This is a genomic window from uncultured Rothia sp., from assembly GCF_937976295.1.
Taxonomy (GTDB): domain Bacteria; phylum Actinomycetota; class Actinomycetes; order Actinomycetales; family Micrococcaceae; genus Rothia.
The window spans coordinates 1-3050 of the sequence record NZ_CALJRY010000051.1 but is presented as its reverse complement, the minus strand read 5'-3'; the positions used below and the strand labels follow the sequence as shown (position 1 = coordinate 3050).

Below are 3050 nucleotides of genomic sequence, written 5' to 3'. Positions count from 1 at the left end.
GTCTTCGACCATGGTTTTTAACTACGACCAAAGACACTAACCTATGGCACAAATCCGTAACCCATGACCGAATCTCCGGCTGCCCCAGGTAAGGTGAGAGCCGGTTATGGGTTATGCCTTGCCTTTTCGTCGATAGGTTAGTGACTTTAATGCGGGTTAAAGACCCACGGCGAAGACACTAACCTATCGAAAACCTCTGTCTAAAAAGCAGGCGACCCCGAACACTTGCGCATCCGGGGCCGCCTGCTGCGGTTATTCAGCACCTACGAGGCAATCTTCGCGATCTGGAACATGGACGCCGGCATCGGGCGGTCCAACGACCAGCGAATATGCATCGGCTTAGAACCCTCGTGAGAAATATATTTCACGGTGCCCAGGCACATGTAGGGGCTGGTGCCTATAGCATCCTTCTTGTTGCGGCGAACGAAAAGAACGATACGTCGGCCTTGCTCCTCATGATGCTGAAAGAGCTGACCCAGCGAGCTTTCGGGGGTGGTTGCGTTCTGTGAATCCCACGCGAACTCGTCAGTGCTGATGGCGTAGTCCTTGTACATGGTGGTTGGGGAGAAGTGCTTTTCAGACTTCTCCAAATTCACTAGTAGTGCGGTGGTGTTTGATGAGTTGAAGGGTACGACACCGTTAACTGAAACGCCAGGAACCTTAAAATTTTCCTCATGACCACCTAAACCAGCAAATAGTTCCTCACGGGAGTAGAGAGCGTGAGTGCGCAGAGGAATATCTTCGCCCTCAAAGAGTGGCAGGGTGGAGGCGGTATCCGTAGCGGCGTTAAAGTTCCAGACGCTTTCCAACTCCTGCAGAATACCGCGGTTCTTGCGCAGAGTCGCCAGGCCTTCATTGAGGCTGAATTTTTCGGTAGAACCGTCCCACTTGGCATAAGGCCAGATGGAGAACAGTAGCATCCATGCGTGGCGGCGCTGTTCATCGGTCATGTCCTGCTCCAGGATGTCCGTGTTCAGCAGCTCCAGGTAGGCGTTAATGCGGAACGTGTCGTGTACGTGCGTGAGTGCCTTGACGCGCTTATTCGTCTCGATGGCCACGTTGTCCTGGAAGGGAACCACCAGGTCGGGGTACAGTTCACTCGCGGCCTGGAGGCTGGTCCAGGTCGTTGCGACGGGCTTAGTGACACCGGGCAGGGGCACCTTGCTGCTACGGCCGTAAATCTGCGGCAGTCCCAATCCGTAGTGGTTGATGAAGTCAATGACGGTCGGGCGAATATCGGGTTCCGTGGAGTTTCGGCGCATATCTTCCAGGTAGCTCTTTGCGGTGTCGATGAGGGCGCTCTGGTTCATGCGCAGGGATTCGCGAATCTTCTGGATGACCTGCTTCTGAGTCAGCTCGTCCAGGTGGAAGTGGCAGCCAGCCGGCAGCTCGGGGCTCTTAATGTCCTGCTCGGTCAGGGTGCCCTGCCGCGCAAAGGCGCGGTACTTGTGGTGAACCATGAAGTTCTTGTTCTGGTGTCCTACAAAGTCGAGGATGGTCAGAACGGACTTCAACGGTGCACGGCGCAGGCCGCGGCCCAGCTGCTGCAGGAAGAGGGTGAGCGACTGGGTGGGGCGCAGCATCAGGAGGGTATCGACGCTCGGAATATCGACGCCCTCGTTGAACAGGTCCACGGTGAAGATCGTGGTCAGCTCGTGCGCTTCGTCTGCAAGGTTCTTCATGACCTCGGCGCGGCGCTCGGCGGAATCTGTGCCGACCAAGAAGTCAGCGGGAATACCGATCTCGTTGAACTTCTGCGCCATGTATTCGGCGTGCTTCACGCTTACGCAGAACCCGAGCGCCTTCATGCGCAGGGGGTTGTCGACCTTCTCGCGTAGCTCCTCCACGATGATGCGCAGGCGGCGTTCAGCCTCGTCCTTGGTGTACAGGTTCTCCAGGGCGTTTTCGTCGTACTGGCCACCCCGAACGTTGATGCGGCGCAGGTCGGTGCCGTCGGCAACACCGAAGTACTGGAAGGGTACGAGGAGGTGGTCTTCGAGCGCGTCCCACAGGCGGATTGAGGTTGCCACGTAGCCGTCAAAGTACTTGTCGGCGATGTTCACCCCGTCTTCTCGTTCGGGGGTTGCGGTCAGGCCGATAAATTCGCGGGGCTCAAAATAGTTGAAAACTTTATCCCAGCTGGCTGCCTTAATGTGGTGACATTCGTCCATGATGATGACGTCAAAATAGTCTGGCGCGTAATTTTCGAGGGCAGCACCTGACAACGTTTGAATGGTCGCAAAAACAGCCTCATTGTATTCAGGCTTTTTGCCGCCGGTCAGGAGCTCACCGAAATTACCTTTTAGCATGACGTCGCCGAAAGTGCGGCGCGCCTGGTCAAGGATTTCTTTGCGGTGCGCAATAAAAAGCAGCTTCAGCTTTTTGCCGGACTGCTCGCAGAGGCGCCTGTAATCGAGAGCCGAGAACACGGTTTTGCCGGTACCGGTTGCGGCCACGGCGAGGTTACGGTGACGACCCTTAGAACGAGCGTTCTGCATTTCTTCAAGCATGCGCACCTGATGCGGGAACGGGTGCACATCCAGCAGGGACGAGTCGATATCGTATTCCAGGCCCTTGCTTTTACGGCCGGTAATATCCGCCTTGGCCAGGGCGGTGTCGAGCTCCTGTTTCTCCTTGTCAGAGGCGGTGTAAAGGGTGAAATCGCCGCTCTTCCAGTAGCTTTCGAAGAGGCCCTCAAACTGGCGGATCAGGCCGGGCGTAATCGGGTTGGAGATGCGAACATTCCACTCCAGACCGTCGGTGAGCGCGGCACTGGAGAGGTTCGAGCTGCCCACATAGCCGGTGGACATGCCGGTATTGCGGTGGAACAGCCAAGCCTTCGCGTGCAGGCGGGTGCTGTCGCCCTGGTAGCTGATTTTTACCTCGGCGCCGTACTCTTCAACGAGGCGGTCGATAGCCTTGCGGTCGGTTGCGCCCATGTAGGTGGTGGTAATAATGCGGAAAGGAATACCGCGATTTTTAATAGCTTTAAGTTGCTCACTCAAACTATTAACGCCGGACATTTTAAGAAATGAGCAGAGCAAATCTAC

At 56.1% G+C, this 3050-nt stretch carries 1 protein-coding gene; it reads right to left on the bottom strand.

Annotated features, from left to right (window positions below; translation table 11 throughout):
• Positions 1-263: 263 nt before the first annotated feature.
• A partial coding sequence (locus Q0216_RS01435) for a DUF3427 domain-containing protein (protein WP_298592354.1) occupies positions 264-3050 on the bottom strand: 2787 nt, incomplete at its 5' end.